Source organism: Actinomadura fulvescens (assembly GCF_039533225.1).
Lineage (GTDB): Bacteria > Actinomycetota > Actinomycetes > Streptosporangiales > Streptosporangiaceae > Spirillospora > Spirillospora fulvescens.
In genome coordinates this window covers 213,896-235,246 of sequence record NZ_BAAATD010000007.1, presented here as the reverse complement: position 1 = coordinate 235,246, position 21,351 = coordinate 213,896, and the positions used below count along the sequence as shown (strand labels likewise).

The window sequence follows — 21,351 nt, the reverse complement described above, 5'->3', positions numbered from 1 at the left end:
CGGTCATGAGAAACCGAGGCAAAGCCCTGGCAGCGGCCGCACTTGGTGTTGCTCTCCTGACCAGCGCGTGCAGTGCCGGCGAATCGAAATCCGCGGGCGACGGGAACCAGAAACCGATCGGCCGTGCCCACCCCGGAACCGTCCCGGAGGACCGGCTCCTCGAACAGCAGCCCTCCTCCTACCTTTCGACGTTCGCGCTGGACGTGGACACCGCGTCCTACGGCTACGCCCGCCGGGCGCTGCTCGACGGGCGGCGCCCCGACCCCGCGACAGTGCGTCCTGAGGAGTTCGTCAACCACTTCAAGCAGGGCTACGCCGAACCCGAGGGCAATGGCTTCGCGGTGTCGGCCGATGGCGGCCGGGCAGGCGACGTCCGGCTCCTGCGCGTGGGCCTGCAGACCCGGCGTGCCACCGGGGGCGCACGCCGCGACGCCAACCTGACGTTCGTCGTCGACACGTCCGGCTCGATGGGCGAGCCCGGCCGGCTCGACCTGCTGAAGACCGCGCTGCACGCGCTCATCGACCGGCTCCGGCCGAGCGACTCGGTGGCGATCGTGGCCTACGACAGCGACGCGACCCTCGTCCGCGAGATGACGCCGGTCTCGCGCCGCGCCGAACTCCACCGCGCCATCGACTCGCTCGACACCGGCGACAGCACCAACCTCAAAGCGGGCATGACGCTCGGCTATAAGGAGGCCCGCCGCGGCTTCCGCGAAGGCGTGACCAACCGCGTGATCCTCGCGTCCGACGGCCTGGCCAACACCGGCGCCACCACGTCGCGGCCGATCCTGAGCAAGGTCCGCGAGGAAGCGGGCACCGGCATCTCGCTGCTGTGCGTCGGCGTGGGCAGTGACTACGGCGACAAGCTGATGGAGGAGCTCGCCGACCACGGCAACGGCAGGGCCGTCTACATCTCCGACGCCGAGAAGGCCAAGCGCCTGTTCGTCGAGCAGTTGCCGGCCACGGTCGAGGTCCGGGCACGCGACGCCAAGGCGCAGGTCGCCTTCGACTCCCGGCAGGTCGACACCTACCGGCTGATCGGCTACGACAACCGCGGCCTGCGCCCGCAGGACCTGCGCGACGACTCCGTCGACGGCGGCGAGATCGGGCCGGGCCACTCGGTCACCGCGCTCTACGCGGTGCGCCTGCGTCCCGGCGCCTCCGGTCACCTCGCCGACGTCACCGTGCGCTGGCAGGACCCGGACTCCGGCCGGGCGGCCGAGCAGGGCCGGACGATCACGGTCGGCGACCTGTCGCCCGACCTGTGGGAGAGCGGCACCCCGCGGCTCCGGGTCGCGGTGGCCGCCGCCTACTTCGCCGAGCACCTCCGCGACCGCGACCCCGGCCACGGCGCCCAGAGCCCCTACACCACGCCGTCGCAAGGCCCGTTCATCAGCCAGGGCCGCGTCCCCGGCGAGCAGGTCGCCGACCTTCCCGAGCTGATCCGCCAGGTGACCGCGCTCGGCTCCGCCACCGAGGACCGGGACGTCCGCGAGCTCGCCGACCTGATGTCCCGCGCCACCACGGTCTGACCGCCCTCACGCACCCCCACCGCGGCGCACGGTGGGGGTAGGGTCCGCGGCATGGGTGAACTGGGAGGTGAGCTGGGCGGTCATCCGGACCGGCTGCGCTGGAACGCCAAGTACGCCAAGTACGCCAAGAACGCCAAGAACGCCGAGAAGCAGGACGGCGCGGGCGGATCCTTCCGGGCGCATCCGGTGGCGGAGGCGGCGCTGGCGCTCTCGCCGCCCGAGGGGCCGGTGCTCGATCTGGCGTGCGGGCCTTCGGGCAGCGCGCTGCTCGCGGCCTCGAACGGGCGGCGGGTGACGGCGGTGGACGTCTCGGAGGTGGCGCTGGACCTGCTCGACCGGGAGGCGCGGCGGCGAGGCGTCCGGGAGCTTCTCACCCTCGTGCACGCCGACCTGGGAACGTGGCGCGCGGAGGAGCCCTTCGCGGTGGTGTTGTGCACCGGGTTCTGGGATCGGGCCGTGTTCGAGGGCGTGGTGGACGCCGTCGCGCCCGGCGGTGCACTCGGCTGGGAGGCGTTCACGCTCGATGCCCGGGCCGAGCGGCCGCGCCTGCCGGCGCGATGGTGCCTGGAGGCCGGTCAGCCCGCTTCGCTGCTTCCCCGGGATTTCGCCGTTGTCCTGCAGGAGGACGTCGCGGGCGGCAAGCGGCGAACGCTCGCACGGAGGACGTGATCTGGCCCACACCACACCGAAGGGGCCGTTGTGCGACCACCCCCGAGGACCATCAAAAGCGCAGGTCACCGCCCCAATTCTGCGGACGGCCGATAAGGCACGACCGTAAATGCTGCGATGAATTAGCACTAATTGATGTGCTAAGACTTTCTCAGGTCCGGGCGAGAGGGTCTTCATGAGCACATCGGTCGAACGGGTGGTCAACACGGCCCGCTATCCGCTGGCGGAACCGGATCAGTGGGCGCCACTCGTCCGCCGAGTCCAGGCCGACCTGCGGGAATCCGGGTGCAGTGTGCTCCGCGACTTCATCCGGCCCGCGGTGCGCGACACCCTGGGCCGTGAGGGCGCGGCCGTCGCCCCGTTGGCACACTATGACGTCGAGACCGTAAATGTTTATAACATCGCGGTCGATTCCGAGCTCCCGGAAGGGCACCCGGGACGGAAGACGTTCGAGCGCGGGAACGCCTTTGTCGCCCGGGACCGGATTCCCCCCGCCTCCGTTATTCAGCAGCTCTATTCCAGCGAACCGTTTCAGCGGTTCGTCGCCAGGTGCTTCGGCCTGCCGCGCGTTTTCGAGCTCGCCGACCCGCTGTCGGGGCTCTGCCTGAACGTCCTCGAACCGGGCAGGGAGCACCCCTGGCATTTCGACACCAACGAGTTCACCGTCAGCATGCTCACGCAGGAGCCCGAGTCCGGCGGCGTCTTCGAGTACTGCCCCGGCATCAGATCCGCGGACGCCGAGAACTTCGACGACGTCCGGAGCGTCCTGGAGGGGCGCGGAGAGCCGCTCGTGCGGCGGCTGCCCCTGAGGCCGGGCGACCTGCAACTGTTCAAGGGCCGCTACTCGCTGCATCGCGTGAGCGCAGTCGAGGGTACGCGAGCCCGCCATTCAGCGATCTTCGCCTACAGCGAGCGGCCCGGCGTCATCGGCAGCGTGGCGCGGACGCGGCAACTGTTCGGGCGCGTGCTGCCCGTGCATCTGGAGGCCGGGACCGTACGGGTCGACCAGCTCTTGGACTAGTCGGCCAACTCTTGGACTAGGGGACCTGCCGTGCGCGTCGATACCACCGGGAAGATCTCACTCGACCACATCTACACCCAGCCCGACCCACGCGCCTACTTCGGCACGTTGCGCGGGCTCGGCTACACCATCCCTGACCTCGCCAAACCGTTCTTCGCCGAGCTCATCGGTGAATACCGGGACGTCCGGGACGTCTCGATCCCGACCGTGCTCGACATCGGCTGCTCCTACGGCATCAACGCCGCGCTGCTGCGATGCGACACGACCATGAAGGAGCTGTACGACCGGTACGGGGACGCCGAGGACGCCGACCGGGGCGAGCTGCTGGCCGGCGACCGCGAGCTCGTCGACTCGCATGATCGCCTGAAACGCACCCGGTTCCTCGGGCTCGACGCCTCGTACCAGGCCCTTGAGTACGCGCTGCAGGCCGGCTTCATCGACGGCGCGATGCACGCGGACCTGGAGGCCCGCGACCCGACCCCGCACGAGCGGGAACGGCTCGCCGGGGTGGACCTGGTCATCTCCACCGGCTGCGTGGGTTATGTCACCGAGCGGACCATCTCCCGCATCGTCGCGGTCCATGGCGGCCGCAAACCGTGGATGGCACACTTCGTGCTGCGGATGTTCCCGTTCGATCCCGTGACCGAGGTCCTGGCCGAGGCCGGGTACGAGACCGTCCGCCATGAGGGTGTCTTCAAGCAGCGGCGCTTCGCGACGCCCGAAGAGCAGTCCCTCGTCCTGGACAGGCTCGCCGGCATCGACGTGGATCCGCGGGGCCTGGAGACCGACGGCTGGTTCTACGCGGAGCTCTTCGTGTCCCGTCCGCGTGACGGCGGCGGACGCGTGTTCACCTGACTTCCTCCGACCCTTCAAGCCCAGATCGAGGATCCGAGTTGACCAGCAGCCAGAGCACCTCCTCCCGCACCTTCGGCAACGAGGACCACCTGCCGCGGGTACCGCTGCCCTCCCTCGACGACAGCGGCAGGCGCTTCATCGAGTGGTGCGCGCCGCTGCTCACCCCGGACGAGCTCGCGGAGACCGAGCGGGCGCTGGCCGCGTTCCTGCGCCCGGACGGTCCCGGCCGCAGGCTGCACGAGGCGCTCGCGGAGTACGACGCGAGCCCGGGCGTGCACAGCTGGCTCGACACGTTCTGGCCCTACCGGTATCTCGGCCGCCGCGACCGCATCGCGCTCAACGCCAACTTCTTCTTCCTGTTCCGGGAGTCCGGCCAGGGGCAGGTCGAGCGGGCGGCCGGGCTCATCGCGGCGGCGCTCAACTACAAGGCACGGCTGGATGATGAGCGTGTCCCGCCCATCGTCCAGCGTGGCCGGCCGCTCACGATGGAGCAGAACAAGTTCCTGTTCTCCACGACCAGGATCCCCGGCGCCGTGCAGGACACCGTGCGCTCCCCCTACTCCGACGAGTGGCCCGGGCCCTCCCAGGCCCGCCACATCGTGGTGTTCTTCCGCGGCCACATGGTCCGCATGGACGTGATCGGCCCGGCCGGACGGCCCCACACGCTCGACGAGCTCGCCGCGGGGCTCGGCGAGATCATGAAGAACGACGTACCGGCGGCGGCCCCGGCCGGCCATCTGACCACCAAGGCCCGGGCGGAGTGGGCGGCGAGCCGGGAGGCGCTGCTCGCCGCCGATCCCGGGAACGCGGCGCGGCTCTACGACGTCGAGACGGCCCTGTTCTGCGTCTGCCTGGAGGACACCGCCCCGCGCGACGACCTCGACGCGTGCGACCGGCTGCTGCACGGCGACAGCGGCAACCGGTGGTTCGACAAGGCGGTGTCGTTCGTCGTCTTCGCCGACGGCACGGCGGGCATCAACGTGGAGCACTGCGAACTGGACGGCACCACGATCCTGAGCTTCGTCGACGCGCTGATGGGCGAACCGGCCGAGGAGCACTCCCGGCAGTCGGAGGCCCGGTCGCAGGGCGCGCCCGCCGTCGACACCATCGAGTTCGTCCTCGACGACGCGCTGCGCGCCGACGTGCGCGAGGCGGCCGCGTCGTTCGCGCGGTACGCGGCCGACACCGCCACCACGACGGTGTCGTTCGACGACTTCGGCGCCAGTGACGCCAAACGGCTGCGCATGTCGCCGGACGCGTTCGTCCAGCTGGCCTACCAGCTCGCCCACAAGCGTTCGAAGGGGTTCGTGGGCGCCACGTACGAGTCGATCGCCACGCGCCAGTACCGGCGCGGGCGCACCGAGGCGATGCGCGTCGTCACGCCCGAGGTGCTGCGGTTCGTCGAGGCCATGGACGACCCGGGCGCGGACGCCGGCACGCGCCGCGCGGCTTTCCGGGCCGCCGCCGACAAGCACGTCGAACGCGCGAAGGCGTGCCAGGCGGGCCAGGTGCCCGAGCAGCACCTCTGGGAGCTGCAACTGATCCAGAAGCGGCGCGGCGAGGAGCTCGGCGTGACCGAGCCGATGGCGCTGTTCGGCTCCCCCGGCTGGGTCAAGATGCGCGACGACTACCTGAGCACCAGTTCCGCGCCGTCCACCAACATCCGCTACTTCGGTTTCGGGTCGACCAGCACCCAGTGCATCGGGGTCGGCTACGTCCTGCTCCCCGACCGCTTCAACGTCTACCTGAGCACGCCGGCGGCGGTCGCCGACGCGATGCACGCCTTCGCCGACCGGCTCCGGGAGGCGGTGGCCGAGCTCCGGGAGCTTCTCACCACCCCTTGACCACGCGCGGCGCTGTAGGAAGCTCGAAGCATGCGGGTGGTGGCAGCGCTCATCCTGATCTTGCCGCTGGTGGTCCCCTCGTCGGCGTGGGCCGCGCCCCCGGAGGCGCCGGGGGCGCCCGGCGCCGCCTCGTCGTGGACCACCGGCGACAAGTCCGCCCTGGGCACGGCGACCACGACCGGTTCCAAGGTCTGGTTCACCGTGGCCAAGGGCGTCACGTCGGAGGTGTTCTATCCGCGTGCCGACGTCGCGAACGTCCAGGACCTGCAGTACGTCGTGACGGACGGCTCCTCGTTCACCGACCTCGAACGTGACGCGACCGCGCACGCGGTGTCGATGCCGGACGAGAAGGCGCTGGAGTACACGGTGACCAACACGGCGCGCAGCGGGCGCTACCGGATCACCAGCACCTACGTGACCGATCCCGCCCGTTCCACCCTGCTGGTGCGGACCCGTTTCCAGTCGCTCGACGGCGGCTCGTACCAGCTGTACGTGCTCCACAACCCGTCGCTGGCCGGTGGCGGCGGCGACGACACCGGCGCCTGGGACGCGGCGAACGGCGCCCTGGTGGCGAGCGACCCGCGGCCGGTCTTCGGCGGCACGGTCGCCGCGGCGCTGAAGTCCTCGGCCGGATTCGCCCGCAGGTCGACCGGTTACAGCGGGACGGCCAGCGACGGCTACCGCGACCTGCAGGCCAACAGGCGGCTGACCGCGGAGTACGACGCGACGAGCGGCGGCAACATCGTCCAGACCGCGCAGATCCCGGTCGGCGCCGACAGCACGTTCACGCTCGCCCTGGGGTTCGGCCCCAACCGGGCCGCCGCCACCGCCGCTGCCACCGCCTCCCTCAACGCCGGATTCCCCGCCGTGGAGACCGCCTACCGGACGGGCTGGCACGGCTACCTCGACGGCTTGGCCAAGCCGGTGCCCGCGAGCGTCTCAGGTGACGCCAAGCGCCGCCGCACGTACAACGTGAGCGTCATGGGCCTGCACGCCGCCGAAGACAAGACGTACCGTGGCGCGAACGTCGCGTCGCTGTCCACGCCGTGGGGCGACTACGTCAACGGCGACGCCCTCAACGACGGCTACCACCGCGTCTGGGGCCGCGACCTCTACCAGCAGGCGACCGCGCTGCTGGCGGCCGGTGACACCGCCCAGGCCAGGCGCATGGCGGTCTGGTTGTGGGAACGGCAGCAGATCACCGCGTGGACCCAGGGCGACGGCGTCTGGTACGGCCCCGGCTCGTTCCCGCGCTACTCGCCGGTCAGCGGCGTCGGCGGCGCGACGCCGCGGCAGCTCGGCTGCTGCGAGCAGCTCGACCAGGACGCCTTCGCCATCGTGCTCGCCTGGCAGACCGGCCTCACCGACGCCGCCGTCTGGAACAGGATCAAGCTCACCGCCGACCACCTCGTGGACATCGGGCCGCGCACACCGGGCGAACGCTGGGAGGAGCAGGACGGCATCTCGCCCTCGACCGTCGCCGCCGAGATCGCCGGGCTGGTCTGCGCGGCCGACATCGCGCGCCGCAACGGCGACACCGCGAGCGCCGCCCGCTACGAGTCGACGGCCGACTCCTGGCGCGACGGCCTCGACGGCTGGACGTTCACCAGCACCGGACACTTCGGCGACCACCGCTACTACGAACGCGTCGAGCACGGCACCGACCCGGACGACACGCACGCCCGCACGTTCCGCGACGGCACGTGGTGGGAGCGCGACATCGTCGACGGAGGCTTCCTGGAGCTGGTCCGGCTGGGCATCCGTCCCGCCTCGCACGACAAGGTGACCGCCTCGCTGCCGGAGCTGGACGGGGTGACCTCGGTGACGACGCCCGGCGGCGCCGTCTACTGGCACCGCTACAACCACGATTCGTACGGCGAGAGCCAGGACGACGGAACGGGCTGGCCCGCGAACCACGGCCGCCTCACCGGCCGCGTCTGGCCGCTTCTCTCGGGCGAGCGAGGCGAGTACGAGCTCGCCGCCGGACGTCCGGCCGGGTCGTACCTGCAGGCCATGGCCGACTCGGCGAACCAGGGCCATCTCATCCCCGAGCAGGCGTGGGACCGGCCCGACCAGTTCGGGTTCGTCTTCGGCGGGCCGACGGGCTCCGCCGCTCCCCTCGCCTGGGCCCAGGGACAGTACGTGCGCCTCGCGCAATCCATCACCGCCGGACGCCCTGTCGAGACACCGTCGGTGGTGGCCCGCCGCTACCTCGAATAGCCGGGGATGCCCGGCCGGGACTGCCACGGCCGGGGACCATCGGGGCGGCGGTAGTCGACGCCCATGGCGTCCAGCCGCGCGTAGTGCGCCGCGTGCAGCCGCCGCTGGAACGACTCGAAGTCGTGCTCGTGCGACCACACGACCTCGGCGAAGGCGACCAGCCGCGGGAAGGTCTGGTAGTCCACGCGCTGCGGGGTCTCGGCGACCTCGGTCCACATGTTCGCCTGCGCCCCGAGCACCCGTTCCGCATGCGGCGTGCCCGCCAGCCGCGGCGGCACGACCTCGAACCGGTAGACGTCCTCCAAGGTGGTCACCTTGCCCGAGGGCACCGGCTCGCCGGGGTCCTCGGACTCCCGGTAGTCCAGGTAGACCGCGCTCCTGGGGCACATCACCACATCATGCCCCTCCTCGGCCGCGATGATCCCGGCCTCGTAGTTCTTCCACGAGGCGACCGTCGCGCCCTCGGCGAGCCCGCCCTCCAGGATCTCGTCCCACCCCACGAGCCTGCGCCCGCGCCCGGCCAGCCAGCCGGTGAAGTGCCGGATGATCCAGCTCTGCAGGCCGTCCTCGTCCTCGACTCCGAGCTCGTCGATGCGCGCCTGCGCCGCCGGGGACCGGCGCCACTGGTCCTTCAGGCACTCGTCGCCGCCGATGTGCACGAACGTGCTCGGGAAGACCTCCAGGACCTCCTCCAGCACGCCCTCGTAGAAGCGCAGCGTCGGCTCCTCGGCGTTGAGCACGTTCGGGTTGACGCCCCAGTCCGTCTTCACCTCAAGGGCCGCCACGTCGATGACGTCACCGTTGCCGAGCTCGGGGTACGCGGCGATGGCGGCCTGCGAATGCCCCGGAATGTCGATCTCGGGCACCACGGTGATGTGCCGCTGCGCGGCGTAGGCGACGATCTCGCGCAGGTCGTCCTTGGTGTAGAAGCCCCCGTGGGGCCGGTAGTCCCACTGGGCCGGCCAGCCCCACCCGCGCTGGCTGCGCCGCCGCCACGACCCCACCTCGGTCAGCCGCGGATACCGCTCGATCTCGACGCGCCACCCCTGGTCGTCGGTCAGATGCAGGTGCAGCACGTTCAGCTTGTGCGCCGCCAGCAGGTCGACATAGCGCAGCACGCCGTCCTTGGGCATGAAATGCCGCGCCACGTCCAGCATGAAGCCCCGCCACCCGAAGCGCGGCGCGTCCTCGATGGTCACGTACGGGACGACCGGCGGCCCGCCGATCGCGGCCCGCCGGAACGCGTCGGGCCCGAGCAGCTGACGCAGGGTCTGGCGGCCCCAGAAGATCCCCGCCTCGTCGCCGCCCACGATCTCGGCCCCGTCCGCTCCCACGGTCAGCCGGTACGCCTCGTTCCCCAGCCCTGGGTCGACGCGGGCGCGGACCTCCCCGCCGAACGGCCCGGACCCGCCCCGATATTCGATCGTGCGGGGCGAAGGGACCACATTCACCTTGTCCACCCCTGCATCCTTTGTCATGAAAAGCTGGGTCACCACTGACCAGAAGGCCGCTCCTCCTATCGGGAGCGGCCCGTCAGTTGTGGCCCTGCCAGGTGTTTCTCAGCCCATCCAGTTGAACGTGGCGGGATCGGGACCGAAGCGCCTGCCCTTGTCCAGAGCGTCGATCGTCCCCATCTCGGCGGCGTCCAGCTCGAAGTCGAACACGTCGATGTTCTGCTTGATGCGCGACGGGGTCACCGACTTCGGGATCGCGATCTCGCCGTTCTGCAGGTGCCAGCGCAGCACCACCTGGGCCGGCGACTTGCCGTGCCTGTCGGCGATCGGCCTGAGCGCCGGGTCGTCGAGCAGGCCCTTGCCCTGCCCGAGCGGGCTCCACGCCTCGGTGGCGATGCCGTGCTCGGCGTGGAGGACGCGCAGCTCCTTCTGCGCGAGGTAGGGGTGAAGCTCGACCTGGTTGACCGCCGGGACGGTCTCGGTCTCGTCGAGCAGCCGGGTCAGGGTCTCGGCGGTGAAGTTGGAGACGCCGATCGCCTTGGCGCGGCCGTCGGCGTAGATCTTCTCCATGGCCCGCCACGCCTCGACGTACCTGTCCTCGCTCGGCACCGGCCAGTGCATGAGGTAGAGGTCCACGTAGTCCAGGCCGAGACGGGACAGGCTGGCGTCAAACGCGCGGAGCACGTCGTCGTGGGCGTGGTCGGTGTTCCAGAGCTTGGTGGTGATGAACAGCTCGTCGCGCGGCACTCCCGAGGCGGCGACGGCGCGGCCGACGCCTTCCTCGTTCTCGTAGATCCGGGCGGTGTCGATGCTGCGGTAACCGGCGCCCAGGGCCTCGGTGACGGCGGTGTAGGCCTCGTCGTCGGGGACCTGCCACACGCCAAAGCCGATCTGCGGCATCACGACACCGTTGTTGAGAGCGATGTTCTCCATGATCGTCCTTAGAGTCGTACGAGCATCTTGCCGGTGTTGGCGCCGCGGAGCAGGCCGAGGAAGGCGTCCACGGCGTTGCCGATGCCTTCGACCACGGTCTCCTCGCTGCGCAGCCTTCCCTCGCGCAGCAGCTTCGCGGCCAGCCGGGTGTATTCGGGCGCCAAGTCGCCGTGGTCGCCCGCGATGAAGCCGCGCAGCGTCAGCCGCTTGCCGACGGCGAGGAAGAGGTTGTCCGGGCCGGGTACGGGCTCGGTGGCGTTGTACTGGGAGATCGCGCCGCACATCGCGATCCGCCCGTCGGTGCGGAGCACGGCCAGCGCCGCGCGCAGGTGGTCGCCGCCGACGTTGTCGAAGTAGACGTCGATGCCGTCCGGAGCGGCCGCCCTGAGCTGCCCCTCGACGTCGCCCTTCTTGTAGTCCACCGCGGCGTCGTACTCGAACTCCTCGACGATCCGCCCGGTCTTCTCCGGCCCGCCCGCCGAGCCGATGACCCGCGAGGCTCCCAGGCACTTGGCGAGCACGGCGGCGGTGCTGCCGACCGCCCCGGCCGCGCCGGAGACGAAGACGACCTCGCCCTCGCCGACCGGCGCGATGCGTTTGAGACCGGCGTAGGCGGTCAGGCCGGTCAGGCCGAGAACGCCGAGGTACGCCTGCGGCGGCGCGATCGAGGCGTCCACGACCTCGAACCGCCCCTTGCCCAGCAGCGCGTGCTCCCGCCAGCCGAGGAAGTGCCGGACGGTCGTCCCGGCGGGCACGCCGTCCAGGTTGGACTCGACCACGGTGCCGACCGCGCCGCCGGTCATGGCCTCGTCCAGCTCGAACGGCGGGACGTAGGACTCCGCGTCGTTCATCCGGCCGCGCATGTACGGGTCGACGGAGATCCAGTCGTTGCGGACGAGGACCTCGTCCGGTCCCGGATCCGGCACGGTCGTCTCGACGAGGGCGAAGTCCGACGGCTCGGGCTCTCCCTCGGGCCGGGCCACCAGGTGGACCTCGCTGCTCCTGACGGGCATGACTGAACCTCCAAGAAGATCGATGGGGACCGCCCCGGCGGTCAGCGGGCCGCTGATCAGCGCGTCCGAGGCGGGCTGGAGGAGGCGGGTGCCGTCCGGCGGCGCCTCCAGGCCCATGACGAGGGCTATGCAGATGTCGGCGGCCTGCGCCGGGGTGATCGAGCCGATCACGCCCGCCTCGGCGAACACCCCGGCCAGCAGGGACTTCAGTTCGGTGACGAACCGCGCGCAGACGTCCGCGAACAGCCGGACCCGCGGGCCCGGTCGAACGCGTCGTTGTGCAGACGCTCGGCGAGCCGGCGGAAGGCGTCGTCCTTGGTGCGGACGTACTGGTAGACCGCTGACCGGGAGATACCCGCTTCACGGGCGATGTCATCCATGGTCGTCCGATCCGCCGATCAACACGGGCTTCCTGGCCTGGCGTGCGGGCGCCCACGACAACCCGCACGTGTCGGTGGTCCGGGATCAGCTGCTGCGAGCCGGGCCATCGTGGTGAGAACTGGACAAGGTCCCGGCACCGGGACTAGCATCCTTACCTATTCAATAATATGACTAGGAGGCCCGATGCACCCGTTCCGGGCGGCCGTGGAAAGCCGCGACGTCGAAGGCTTCCCGCTCCTGCTGGCCGAGGACGTCGAGTTCCTGAGCCCCGTCGCGTTCAAGCCGTATGTCGGCCGGGAGATGGTCGCCGCGATCCTGCGGGGGGTCATGCGGGTCTTCGAGGACCTCCACTACGTCAACGAGCTCCACGACGCGGACGGCCGTGACGTCCACCTGGTCTTCAAGGCGACGGTCAACGGCCGCGAGGTGCACGGCTGCGACTTTCTGCACCTGGACGAGAACGGGCTCATCGACCGCTTCTGCGTGATGGTCCGCCCGCTCTCGGCCGCCAACGCCCTCGCGGAGGCGATGACGGCGCAGTTCGACGACATCAAGCGCGAGGCCGGAGTGGCCTGACGCTAACTCGGGTCCGCCTTGCACGGTGCCGCCTCGCACACGTCGATGACCTGGCCCGTGCGCAGGAAGACGGCCTTCTGCCGTCGCGCCTCCGGCATGTTGCGCGGGTCCGAGTGCGGGTCCTCGCCCTGGGTCGGCGGGGTGTTGGTGGTCGGCGGCGACGGCGTGCCGCTGTCCCAGACGACCATTGCCGATCCGCTGTAGGGCAGCCCTCCGGCGGGCGTAATGCCCCAGTACGGAACGCGGTCGGGGCTGCGTCCGGGCACCACGGCGGGTTCGACCAGGCGCGCGCCGATCGTCCTCGCCTGCACGTCGGCGGCGACGTTGGCCACCTGGTGGTCGCCGTAGGCGATGTGCATCAGCACCTCGTGCTTGTCGGTCAGGTGGTTGGCGTAGCCGTTGGTCTCTCCCCGGTCCCAGAGCATCTGGAAGAGCCCCAGGAGGATCTGCTGCCGGAGCTTGTCGGGCTGGGACACGTCGAGGATCCGCCCGTACACCGGGAAGTCCGAGCTGCGGTTGAGCAGCAGGCTGTAGTTCATGGCGGTCACGCCGAGGACGCCGCGCCTGATGTCGTCGGAGGCCGCGACGAGGGCGCCGCCGAGAATGCCGCCCTGGCTGTTGCCGTCGAACACCAGCCCCTGACCGGGATCGATGAGCGGGCGGCCGTCGGCCGTGCGGAACGCCTTCTGGGTGACCAGGCCGTCCTTGGCGTGGGTGAGGCTCCGGCCAAGGAAGAGCGCGTTGAGCATCCCCTGCTGCGTCCGTTCGGGAATCGTGACGAAGCGGCCGGGGTCCAGAAGCGCGGAGACCACGTTGGGGATGTCCTCCTGCGCCATGCCGATCCAGTCAGTGGCGCAGAACGTGAAGTTGTGCTCGGCGGCCATCGCCTTGACGTTGCCCGCGCCGACCTCGTTGCGGCTGCCGAGGAGGCCGTGTCCGTAGAGGGCCGGGCTGGAGGGTTCGGTGAACGCGCGGCGCGGGATCTCGCACCGGAACGCCGCCGCCTGCGTGTTGGCAAGCAGGCGGCTCGGCCTGCCGTTCGCGTCCCGGTGGAACCTCGAACCCGGCAGGCCGCCCGGGGTGTCGAGATAGCTCGGGACGGCGACGACCCCTTCGACCTCACGGCCGACGCGCGGGTCGGCCTCGGGCGCGACATCGGTGACCTTGGTGATGAGCACGCTCGGGGCACGGTCTCCGAGCCGCCGGAACGCGTCGTCCCGGATGGCGTGGAGATCGCCGGTCAGGCCGCGGGTGCTCGCGACCGTGAAGTCCCACGCGAGGGTGAGCGATCCCCGGTCGATCCCGGCCTCGGCGAGGCGGGCGAGCGCGGGCCTCAGCCGCCGCTGCCGCTCGTACAGCGGGTCGGTCTCCCCCAGATCCGCCCCGGCGACCTTCGCGAACGCGGCGGACGGCGGGATCGTCCGGCCCGCGGAGTCCTTCAGGCCGCGCAGCGCCACGACGTACCGGTGCCCGTCGAGGAAATTGCGGGCCGGGCGGATCAGCAGCGCCCTGCGGTCGTCCCGCGGCGCGTTGGCGTCGAGCTCCGCCCAGTGAGGCCATCGCTCACCGGTCGCCGCGTCGAGGATCACGATGGGCGCGTCGGCGCGCAGCGACCGCCCGATGTCGGTGACCGGGGCGGCTCCGGTCACCGTCAGGTCGATCCCGGGCACCTGCGCGATGAGGGCCGAGCCGGGCGAGAACCCGTCGGCGCGGTTCCAGGGTGCGGGATCGACCGGGCCGCCGAGCAGCGGGCGCGGGATGACGTCACGGCCGAACGCCACGCGGCGGCCGGTGCCGCTCGTACTGTCGGCGCGGGTGTACCAGTCGTTGGGGAACGGCAGCAGGCATTCGGCGGGCGCGATCGGGTCGCAGCCGCCGGGCGGCCCGGTCGTCACGGCCGAGCGCGCGGGCGGTGCCGGAACGCCGACCAGCGTCGCGAGAAGGAGCGGGACCGCGAAGGCAGCGAGCAGCCGTGTCATGCCGGGATCATGCAGACTCCGGAGTAACCGTGCAATCGCCGTGAACGACAGACTTAGTACCCCCTCCCGCTGAGCGTAGGTTGGCGGGGCATACGACACCTCTGGCAAGGGGACCACTGGCCATGAGCAGTACCGCGAACGACGTCTCCACCCCGGCACCGCCTCGCCTGGAGGAGGTCAGCGAGGGCGTCTTCGGCTACATCCAGCCGGACGGCACCTGGTGGATCAACAACACCGGATTCCTGGCCGGCTCGCGGGGCGTGGTCAGCGTCGACGCGTGCTCCACCGAGCGCCGGACCCGGGCGTACCTGGCGGCGATCGGCTCGGTGACGTCGAAGCCGGTGCGGACTCTCGTCAACACCCACCACCACGGCGACCACACGTTCGGCAACTACCTCTTCGAGGGCGCCACCATCGTCGCCCACGAGGGCACGCGCGAGGGCGCGATCGCGTGGGGCCGCCCGTTCGACGAGCCGTACTGGACCAAGGTCGAATGGGGCGGGGTGGAGATCGAGCCCGCGTTCCTCACCTACACCGAGGGGGTCACGGTGTGGGTCGACGACCTGCGGTGCGAGGTCCGGCACGTGGGCGGCCCGGCGCACACGACGAACGACTCGATCGTCTGGATCCCGGACCGGCGGGTGCTCTTCTCCGGCGACCTGCTGTTCAACGGGGGCACGCCGTTCCTGATGCAGGGGTCGGTGACGGGAGCGATCAAGGTGCTCGACGAGGTGGTCGCGCCGCTCGGCGCGGAGACGATCGTGCCCGGCCACGGCCCGGTCGGCGGACCCGAGCTGATCGGACGCGTCGTGGACTACGCACGGTTCGTCCTCGCCACGGCCGAGAAGGGCAGGGCCGCCGGGCTCTCGCCGCTGGAGCTCGCGCGCGAGACCGACCTCGGCCCGTACGCGGAGCTCAGCGACTCCGAACGGATCGTCGGCAACCTCTACCGCGCCTACGCCGAGCTCGACGGCGCCGCGCCGGGCGCGCCGATCGACCTGGTCGCCGCGCTGGACGACATGGTCGCGTTCAACGGCGGACGGCCGCTGACCTGCCGCGCCTGACCTCAGCGGAAGATCGCGACCGGGTGCAGGTCGAGGACGCGGGTCTCGGGATCCCAGCCGTTGACCTTGCCGAGGCAGCGGGCGTGGAATCGTTCGACGCGTTCGTCCTCGTCCTGCATCCCGCCGGCCGAACAGGTCATCCTGACGTGCGCGGGAGCCTCGCCGCCGCTCGGGGCGGTCCCGTACGGCGCGAGGAACGTCACCTTGTCGCCGGCCGGATCGGACAGCTGGAAGAGGCCGGTCACCGAGACGTAGTAGCCGCGCAGATCGCTGAGACGGAGGGAGCGGGCATTGCCGCCGAGCACCTTGGTCACGGCGGGGCCTGGCAGGATCGTGCCGTCGGTGAGGTCGGCGTAGACGACGCCGCCCCGCTCTTCGAGCAGGCTCATGACCTCGGAGATGACGCTGATCGGCTCCTTCTCCTCGATGTAGCTGAGGAGCCGTTCGTCGCTCACCTCCTTGCCGCCGCCCCCGCCGAGGCCGTAGAGCGTGCCCCAGGCCTCGCGTGACCTGCTCTGGGTCGTGCGCTCGACGACCTGCCGGACCAGGGCGGGACGGGCCTGGCTGGTCTGGTAGATGCCCATCACCGAACGGGCGTTGAGGTAGACGCAGATGTCGATCAGGCCCTGGCTCTGCGCGGACCGGGACCGGCGCCAGCGCCGGTAGGCCACGGCCGCGTAGACGGCCAGGCCGGCGAGCGAGGCGAACGTGGCGAGCCATACGAGCATCCAGGGCAGATGGATGCTCCGCCACAGGCTGTCAGCGACACCCACGGATCTCCTTGAGGGCTTCGAGCAGGGACGGCCGGGTATCGCCGTCGACGAGCCGGCCGCCGGTGGCGGTCGCCGCCCGGCGCAGGTCGGCCCGGTCGGCGGCGCCGAAGGCGACGGTGAACGTGGGAACGGCGCGCGGGCGCCGATGGCGCAGGAAGGCGTCGAGGGTCATGCCTGCGTTGTTGCGTCCGTCGGTCATGAGAACGATCGACGTCCGCCGGGTGGTGTCCCCGGCCAGCGCGTACGCGCCGTCCAGGGCCGACCAGATGGCGGTGCTACCGTCGAAGTCGTCCCGGGCGATGAAGTCGCGCAGCCGGTCCATCGCGCCGGGCGCGCCCACAGTGAAGGTCTTCCTGCCGAGGACCCGTCCGCCGAAGCGGACTACCGTGATCTCTTCGGACGTGTGGAAGCGCACGAAGCGGCCCACCGAGGAGCCGTCGGCGCCGCCGAGACCGGCGAAGGCCGACTTCACGGCCGCGATGCGGGAGCCCGCCATGGAACGGGAGAAGTCGAGCAGGAACACCACCCGGTCCGGCTTGCGTCCGGCCGGGTCGTCGTAGTTCGCCAGCAGGGTGTCGATCACCTGCTTCTGGCCGGGGAAGTAGAGCGCGTTGCCGACGGTGGCCCGCAGCCGCGGATCGCGTGGCACGTCCGGTCCCAGCGGGCGGCGCAGCGTCCGCCGCATGATCTTCTGCTGGCCGGTGCGGCTCGTGAGCCAGCCGACGACCTTGTCGTAGGCGGCGCGCTTGGCGGGGTCCAGGAGCAGCAGCGGATAGTCCGACATCACCATGCCGTCCCGCGGATAGACGACCGTCAGCGGCCGCCTCAGCCGTCCCGTGGCATTGAGGGAGAGCAACGTCGACTCGTGCGCGATGAGGCCCTCGGTCTGGTCCTGGTTCGCCACGTACTCCTCGACCAGCTTCGGCGAGCTTCCGGCGGCACGGGTGTGTCCGGCGAAGAAGCCGCGGAGCCGGTCGCAGGTGACGTCCTCGGGACGCAGGGCGCCGCCCCGCGCGGCGGTCGCCACCCCGACCAGTGCCCCGAGGCCGCTCCCGCTGGTCCTCGGGTCCGCCATCGCGAAGCGGAGCCTTCCCTGTCCCGCCGCGTCGGCGATGTCGGCCCACGAGGGGTCTTTGGGAAGCCGCGCCGCGGTCTCCGGCTTCAGCCCGATGACCACCGGCGACAACATCGTCCTGGTGCTGAGCGGCGGTTCGCCGCCTGCCCCCGCCTTCATCCTGAGCCGGAAGTAACGGTCGGACGGCAACCAGGCCAGATCGTGGTGATAGCGACCCGGCTCAAGCGTGTCGTCCCGGTAGTCCATGCGCAGCTTGACGCCGGTGTCGCGGTCGAGCTCCTCCAGCAGCGGCGCCATGTCGGCGAGCTCCGACCCAGCCAGCACCGTCAGCTCCGTCCGGTCGGAGGCACCGCCCAGGCTGCACCCGGCGAGCAGCACGCAGGCGGCCAGAAACCCCCGGCGCGCCCTCACGAGGGCTTGCTTTCGGTGCAGCCGACCTCGACGAGCATCTTCTCCAGGTTCGCGACCGAGGGCAGGACGGTCCTGGTGAGGTCCGGCGCCGTCATGGCGGGCGCCGGGATCCGTCTCTCGGCGAGGAACGCCCCGAGCTGCTTGCCGGGCGGCGCGCCCGGGCCGTCGAGCAGGCGGTAGCCCAGCTCCACGGCCCGCCGCCGCAACTCGGGATCGCTGACGATGAGCTCGCCGAGCCGGTCGCCCTTGTCGTTGAACGAGATGAGCTCCGGAAGCGGGAAGAAGCCCGGCTGCGGATACATCAGCACCCGGTCGCCGTCGACGCGGCGATCGAGCTGGTAGGCCAGGAACTGGTGCTCGTACACCACGATGATCGGGGCGATCTGGCGTCCCTCGGGCGCGGCGTACGTCTTGAAGATCTCCGAGGTGGGCAGCCCCTGCTCGGTCAACAACGGCTTGATCCGCCTGGCCAGCGCGACGGCCTCCTCGGCGCTGCCGACCGCCTTGTCGCCGTTCGCGACGAACGCGATCAGCCCCATGTAGGTCGCCGCCGAATTGGCCGCGCACAGATCCGGCGTCTGCGCGAGCACGAGGTTGCCGTTCGCCATCCCGTGCCGCCCGATGCCGAGGTCGTTCCAGCGCCGCCCGTTCTTGATCAGGTCGAGGAAGCCCCTCATGTCGAGGTCGTAGTAGAGCGGGCCCGCCCTCTCCTGGCGCCGCGCGACGCCCGCGCGCGCCAGCGTCTCCGCGTACTCCCGGAACGTCGCCAGCACGATCGGGCTGACGAACGGCCGGTACTGCTTGGCGCGCAGGCCCCGCGCGTTCCGCTGGTCGAGGATCAGCCGCGCCGCCGGCTGCCCCGAGGGGAACGCGAAGTCGTACCCGCCGAGCGAGTTGACCGCGACCTCCCGGGAGGACGACTTGGTGATCTGCACCCGGATGCCGCGCCGCATCAGGATTCGCTGGACCTTCGCGTCCTCGAAGTAGTCGCCCTTGGAGGCCAGCTTGCCCTTGATCACGACGATCCGCTCGAACGGCAGGAACATCTTGTCGTGCCCGCCGAGCACGCCCAGCCCGACCACCGGCGCCAGCGCGAGGGCGGCGAATCTGAGCAGGAAGCGCCGCCGGAGGAAGGAGGGGCCCGGCCGGCGCGAAACGTTCAGCGTCGGTTCCATGGTTCCTCCATGCGCCGAGGGCTGCCCGCTCACGCTATAGGCCGCGTATGCCACGAATCCATGCATCTCGGCCAACGATTAGAGGGCCGGCCCCTCCCTACGGTTCCGTGCGTCCCGCCTAAGATGCGGACGTCGTCACAAACGATCAAAGGAGGCGCGGTGCAGCACGCGTTCGTCTATGACGAGGTGGCGATCCTCGTCCGGCACTGGTTCGAGATCGACCTGGACGACAGCCATCTGGAGCACGGGGCCCGCCTGGAACTGCGGCGGCTCGTACCGCAGGAGCGGCGCGGCACCGAGTCGGCCGCCCAGAAGATCGTCATCGACCGGCCGCTCTGGCGGGCCGACCTGTTCGACCGGCTCGACGGGCCGCCCGGCAACTTCGCGGCCGCCCACTTCCATCCGCACTTCACCGGCCCGGAGCCGAGCGAACGCCACTACCTGCGGGAGGACCCCTGGGAGTGGCTCCAGGACCGGCTCGCCGACCTGCCCACGGCCGGGGACGCCGCGGACATTCGCGCGGACGCGCCCGAGATCGTCGAAGCCGCCCGCCGGCGCGCGGCCACCGAGTGCACGTCCGCCGAGCAGTGCTTCGCGTGGACCCGTGACGCGCGCCAGGCCGTTCACGTGATGCTCGACCGGCTCGAACGCCCGGACCTCCTGGACAAGGACCACGTCCGGCCCTGGTCGAGCACCCAAAGCGGGACAAGCTCCCTCTAGCTCCTGTACGCTAAGCGGGGAAGTCCCCGATTGGTACGGGAGGGACGATGCGGGCGGACGCGCGGCGCAACCACGACCGCCTGCTGGCCGCCGCCCGCGAGGTCTTCGACGAACTCGGCGCGGACGCCCCGCTCGACGACGTCGCACGGCGCGCCGGGATCGGCAACGCCACGATGTACCGCCACTTCCCGACCCGCCGCGACCTGCTCCTCGCCGTCTACGCCGACGAGGTGGCCGCGCTCGCCGCCGAGGGCGAGGCCCTCCTCGAAGCCCGGTCCCCCGCCGACGCGCTCTTCGGCTGGCTGCGCTCGTTCATCAGGCACGTCGCCACCAAGCGCGAGCTGGCCCTGACCCGCGACGGCCCGCGCTCACGGCTCTTCGACGAGTGGCACGAGTCCATGCACGCGACCGCCTCCGCCCTGCTGACACGCGCGCAACGCGCCGGTGCCGTCCGCGCGGACCTGACGGTGTCAGACCTCCTCGCCATGGCGAACGGAATAGCCCTGGCCAGCGCCGACGCCGACCAGACCCGTCGTCTCCTGCGCTTCCTGCGCCAGGGAACATCCTGAGCCGCCCTCCGAACGATTCAGGTCAGGAGGTCTGCTTTGGCGGCGGCGTACTCCTCCTCCGTCAGGAGGCCCTGCTGCATCAGCTGGCCCAGCTGGAGGAGCTGGTCGGCGAGCGAGGCCGTGCGGACCGAGATCTGGACGGGTGCGTCGGCCGCCCGGCTGGTGGTGAGGGCGCCGCGCAGGAGCGGCGTTCCCCGGCGTCGGCTCATGGCTCCTCCGGGACGTGGTCGGCGGGGATGCGGACGGAGGCGGCGAGGCGCCCGCCCGCGCGCTCGACGGCGTCGGCGGCCTGCCGGGCCCAGGCGTGCTCGATGAGGACCGCAAGCGCGCAGGTCCCGGGATCGAGGCCCGCGGCGACCTCGTCGGCGTCCTCGGCGGCGATCAGGTCGTGCCGCGTCATGACCTCGCGGAATTCGGGGAGATCGGCGAGCTCGGTGCTGGTGACCGCGCCGTCCGCGCCCTTGGTCACGAGAAGGGAGTCGACGATCTCGACGCCGGGCCGGTGGAGGACCGCCAGGGCGTCCGCGGCGGCCTTCCCGGGCGCGGAGCCCGGGAAGGCCAGCACGAGGAATTCCAGTGGTCCCCAGCTCATGCCGGTCACGTACCCGCGCGAGGCAAAGGGAGGGAAATCCTCCGGCCAAGGCTGCGGGCCGACCTCCCATTTCGCCGCGCGGGGGCCGGCGGGTCAGTCGTGGGCGCGGCCGCCGAAGAAGACCTGGGTCTCCACGACCGCGCCGTCGCGCACCGTGATCACCTCGGCGTTCCGGTAGCGCTCCCCGGTGGTCAGCTCGTACTCGTACAGCACGAAGACGTCATCGCCCTCGCCGGGCACGACCTGGAGGAGCTCCTGCCACTCCAGACGGTCGGTGGTGGGAAAACACCGCTCGAAGAACGCGGCACGGCCGATCCGGTCGTCCTGCGGGCTGGTGAAGACGAAACCGGGTGCCACCAGCCGCTCGGCGGCCTCCCGGTCCTGGCTCAGGTAGCTCTCAAAGAACGCCCGGACCACGTCGACGTTCGACATGGGCGCACCTCCTCGTTCCTCCGCGTCTCCCCGCACGCTAGACCGCGCTACCGACATCGGCCC

Annotated in this window: 21 protein-coding genes; 10 read left to right on the top strand and 11 right to left on the bottom strand. The window is 71.1% G+C overall.

The annotated features are described in order from the left end of the window. The first annotated feature begins 5 nt into the window (after positions 1–5). From ABD333_RS26070 to ABD333_RS26045, 6 genes are all read left to right on the top strand, one after another. On the top strand, positions 6–1,532 hold the full coding sequence (locus tag ABD333_RS26070) for a vWA domain-containing protein (RefSeq protein WP_344545042.1): 1,527 nt from the start codon (positions 6–8) through the stop codon (positions 1,530–1,532). A gap of 51 nt (positions 1,533–1,583) precedes the next feature. After that, positions 1,584–2,201, top strand: a complete 618-nt coding sequence (locus ABD333_RS26065) for an SAM-dependent methyltransferase (RefSeq protein ID WP_344545040.1) — start codon at positions 1,584–1,586, stop codon at positions 2,199–2,201. A gap of 175 nt (positions 2,202–2,376) precedes the next feature. Then, positions 2,377–3,222: a HalD/BesD family halogenase gene (locus ABD333_RS26060; protein WP_344545038.1), complete on the top strand. Its 846-nt coding sequence runs from the start codon at positions 2,377–2,379 to the stop codon at positions 3,220–3,222. 30 nt (positions 3,223–3,252) lie between these two features. Continuing rightward, positions 3,253–4,077: a class I SAM-dependent methyltransferase gene (locus ABD333_RS26055; RefSeq protein WP_344545036.1), complete on the top strand. Its 825-nt coding sequence runs from the start codon at positions 3,253–3,255 to the stop codon at positions 4,075–4,077. Between the two features lie 38 nt (positions 4,078–4,115). Next, the gene (locus ABD333_RS26050) at positions 4,116–5,921 is read left to right on the top strand and encodes a choline/carnitine O-acyltransferase (RefSeq protein WP_344545034.1); all 1,806 of its coding nucleotides are present in this window, start codon (positions 4,116–4,118) and stop codon (positions 5,919–5,921) included. 39 nt (positions 5,922–5,960) lie between these two features. After that, positions 5,961–8,141 carry a glycoside hydrolase family 15 protein gene (locus ABD333_RS26045; protein WP_344545032.1) on the top strand — a complete coding sequence of 727 codons (2,181 nt, stop codon included), beginning with the start codon at positions 5,961–5,963 and terminating at the stop codon, positions 8,139–8,141. Here the strand turns inward: ABD333_RS26045 and ABD333_RS26040 are convergent. The 4 genes from ABD333_RS26040 to ABD333_RS26025 form a co-directional block, all read right to left on the bottom strand. Beyond that, complete coding sequence (locus ABD333_RS26040; RefSeq protein ID WP_344545405.1) at positions 8,129–9,586, bottom strand: beta-N-acetylhexosaminidase; 1,458 nt, start codon at positions 9,584–9,586, stop codon at positions 8,129–8,131. The genes ABD333_RS26045 and ABD333_RS26040 overlap by 13 nt on opposite strands. 114 nt (positions 9,587–9,700) lie before the next feature. After that, a complete protein-coding gene (locus ABD333_RS26035; RefSeq protein WP_344545031.1) occupies positions 9,701–10,528 on the bottom strand; it encodes an aldo/keto reductase in 828 nt (275 codons plus the stop codon). Between the two features lie 8 nt (positions 10,529–10,536). After that, entirely contained in the window at positions 10,537–11,541 is a 1,005-nt protein-coding gene (locus ABD333_RS26030; protein ID WP_344545404.1) for an NADP-dependent oxidoreductase, read from the bottom strand. 206 nt (positions 11,542–11,747) lie between these two features. After that, positions 11,748–11,921, bottom strand: coding sequence for a TetR/AcrR family transcriptional regulator (locus ABD333_RS26025; protein ID WP_344545029.1), 174 nt, complete (start codon positions 11,919–11,921; stop codon positions 11,748–11,750). A 184-nt stretch (positions 11,922–12,105) separates the two neighbouring features. Here ABD333_RS26025 and ABD333_RS26020 point away from each other — a divergent pair, with 184 nt between their 5' ends. Beyond that, a complete protein-coding gene (locus ABD333_RS26020; RefSeq protein ID WP_344545027.1) occupies positions 12,106–12,498 on the top strand; it encodes a nuclear transport factor 2 family protein in 393 nt (130 codons plus the stop codon). A 2-nt stretch (positions 12,499–12,500) separates the two neighbouring features. On the opposite strand, the gene ABD333_RS26015 is transcribed toward ABD333_RS26020, so the two are convergent. Further along, entirely contained in the window at positions 12,501–14,477 is a 1,977-nt protein-coding gene (locus ABD333_RS26015) for a hypothetical protein (protein ID WP_344545025.1), read from the bottom strand. Between the two features lie 122 nt (positions 14,478–14,599). Here ABD333_RS26015 and ABD333_RS26010 point away from each other — a divergent pair, with 122 nt between their 5' ends. Beyond that, the gene (locus ABD333_RS26010; RefSeq protein ID WP_344545023.1) at positions 14,600–15,541 is read left to right on the top strand and encodes an MBL fold metallo-hydrolase; all 942 of its coding nucleotides are present in this window, start codon (positions 14,600–14,602) and stop codon (positions 15,539–15,541) included. A 2-nt stretch (positions 15,542–15,543) separates the two neighbouring features. Here the strand turns inward: ABD333_RS26010 and ABD333_RS26005 are convergent, their stop codons facing one another. Genes ABD333_RS26005 through ABD333_RS25995 form a run of 3 tightly spaced genes read right to left on the bottom strand, consistent with a single transcriptional unit; the run spans position 15,544 to position 18,975 of the window. Then, positions 15,544–16,314 (bottom strand): hypothetical protein, encoded by a 771-nt coding sequence (locus tag ABD333_RS26005; RefSeq protein ID WP_344545021.1) that lies wholly within the window; start codon positions 16,312–16,314, stop codon positions 15,544–15,546. Then, the gene (locus ABD333_RS26000) at positions 16,301–17,800 is read right to left on the bottom strand and encodes a substrate-binding domain-containing protein (RefSeq protein ID WP_344545019.1); all 1,500 of its coding nucleotides are present in this window, start codon (positions 17,798–17,800) and stop codon (positions 16,301–16,303) included. Before ABD333_RS26000 ends, ABD333_RS26005 begins: the two co-directional genes overlap by 14 nt. Beyond that, on the bottom strand, positions 17,797–18,975 hold the full coding sequence (locus tag ABD333_RS25995) for a hypothetical protein (RefSeq protein ID WP_344545017.1): 1,179 nt from the start codon (positions 18,973–18,975) through the stop codon (positions 17,797–17,799). The genes ABD333_RS26000 and ABD333_RS25995 overlap by 4 nt, the downstream gene beginning before the upstream one ends. 159 nt (positions 18,976–19,134) lie before the next feature. Here ABD333_RS25995 and ABD333_RS25990 point away from each other — a divergent pair, with 159 nt between their 5' ends. Then, the gene (locus ABD333_RS25990; RefSeq protein ID WP_344545015.1) at positions 19,135–19,695 is read left to right on the top strand and encodes a hypothetical protein; all 561 of its coding nucleotides are present in this window, start codon (positions 19,135–19,137) and stop codon (positions 19,693–19,695) included. 47 nt (positions 19,696–19,742) lie between these two features. After that, complete coding sequence (locus tag ABD333_RS25985; RefSeq protein WP_344545013.1) at positions 19,743–20,264, top strand: TetR/AcrR family transcriptional regulator; 522 nt, start codon at positions 19,743–19,745, stop codon at positions 20,262–20,264. A gap of 17 nt (positions 20,265–20,281) precedes the next feature. Here the strand turns inward: ABD333_RS25985 and ABD333_RS25980 are convergent, their stop codons facing one another. The 3 genes from ABD333_RS25980 to ABD333_RS25970 form a co-directional block, all read right to left on the bottom strand. Beyond that, positions 20,282–20,473, bottom strand: coding sequence for an SHOCT domain-containing protein (locus tag ABD333_RS25980; RefSeq protein ID WP_344545011.1), 192 nt, complete (start codon positions 20,471–20,473; stop codon positions 20,282–20,284). Further along, on the bottom strand, positions 20,470–20,856 hold the full coding sequence (locus ABD333_RS25975; protein ID WP_344545009.1) for a DUF6325 family protein: 387 nt from the start codon (positions 20,854–20,856) through the stop codon (positions 20,470–20,472). The genes ABD333_RS25980 and ABD333_RS25975 overlap by 4 nt, the downstream gene beginning before the upstream one ends. Before the next feature lie 93 nt (positions 20,857–20,949). Continuing rightward, entirely contained in the window at positions 20,950–21,288 is a 339-nt protein-coding gene (locus ABD333_RS25970; RefSeq protein WP_344545007.1) for a nuclear transport factor 2 family protein, read from the bottom strand. Between the last annotated feature and the right edge of the window lie 63 nt (positions 21,289–21,351).

Bases quoted from the DNA above. Each gene is read 5' to 3' on its own strand.
- ABD333_RS26070 (WP_344545042.1), top strand. From the start codon at position 6: ATGAGAAACCGAGGCAAAGCCCTGGCAGCGGCCGCACTTGGTGTTGCT.
- ABD333_RS26065 (WP_344545040.1), top strand. From the start codon at position 1,584: ATGGGTGAACTGGGAGGTGAGCTGGGCGGTCATCCGGACCGGCTGCGC.
- ABD333_RS26060 (WP_344545038.1), top strand. From the start codon at position 2,377: ATGAGCACATCGGTCGAACGGGTGGTCAACACGGCCCGCTATCCGCTG.
- ABD333_RS26035 (WP_344545031.1), bottom strand. From the start codon at position 10,528: ATGGAGAACATCGCTCTCAACAACGGTGTCGTGATGCCGCAGATCGGC.
- ABD333_RS26030 (WP_344545404.1), bottom strand. From the start codon at position 11,541: ATGCCCGTCAGGAGCAGCGAGGTCCACCTGGTGGCCCGGCCCGAGGGA.
- ABD333_RS26025 (WP_344545029.1), bottom strand. From the start codon at position 11,921: ATGGATGACATCGCCCGTGAAGCGGGTATCTCCCGGTCAGCGGTCTAC.
- ABD333_RS26020 (WP_344545027.1), top strand. From the start codon at position 12,106: ATGCACCCGTTCCGGGCGGCCGTGGAAAGCCGCGACGTCGAAGGCTTC.
- ABD333_RS26015 (WP_344545025.1), bottom strand. From the start codon at position 14,477: ATGACACGGCTGCTCGCTGCCTTCGCGGTCCCGCTCCTTCTCGCGACG.
- ABD333_RS26010 (WP_344545023.1), top strand. From the start codon at position 14,600: ATGAGCAGTACCGCGAACGACGTCTCCACCCCGGCACCGCCTCGCCTG.
- ABD333_RS25995 (WP_344545017.1), bottom strand. From the start codon at position 18,975: ATGGAACCGACGCTGAACGTTTCGCGCCGGCCGGGCCCCTCCTTCCTC.
- ABD333_RS25985 (WP_344545013.1), top strand. From the start codon at position 19,743: ATGCGGGCGGACGCGCGGCGCAACCACGACCGCCTGCTGGCCGCCGCC.
- ABD333_RS25980 (WP_344545011.1), bottom strand. From the start codon at position 20,473: ATGAGCCGACGCCGGGGAACGCCGCTCCTGCGCGGCGCCCTCACCACC.
- ABD333_RS25975 (WP_344545009.1), bottom strand. From the start codon at position 20,856: ATGAGCTGGGGACCACTGGAATTCCTCGTGCTGGCCTTCCCGGGCTCC.
- ABD333_RS25970 (WP_344545007.1), bottom strand. From the start codon at position 21,288: ATGTCGAACGTCGACGTGGTCCGGGCGTTCTTTGAGAGCTACCTGAGC.